Source organism: Aliivibrio sp. S4MY1 (assembly GCF_028765545.1).
Lineage (GTDB): Bacteria > Pseudomonadota > Gammaproteobacteria > Enterobacterales > Vibrionaceae > Aliivibrio.
Window position 1 is genome coordinate 1 of sequence record NZ_JARACP010000086.1, and the last position, 224, is coordinate 224.

General features: G+C 45.5%; 1 protein-coding gene. It reads left to right on the forward strand.

Features of this window, described 5'->3' with window-relative positions:
• Positions 1–224, forward strand: a 224-nt coding sequence (locus PVK71_RS20440; protein WP_274421138.1) for a hypothetical protein, incomplete at both ends; no start/stop codon positions are given.

Here is a 224-nt window from a genome sequence, read left to right on the forward strand (position 1 = left end):
AACTCGTACAAAGGATCAAGAGAAACCGTCGCGGTCACAGAAAAAGCATTGAATGATGGTCTAGCTACCACTTACGGACCGAAGCGAAAACCACCGAAACAGCGGTTAACTCTAGTGCGCCACCCTGGGACGATAGGAACGTTAACGAAAGAAGAAAAAGAATTTTGGTATGACATTCCTGTCGATAACATGCAATTTCTTCAGTTAACGGTACCGCTTGGAGC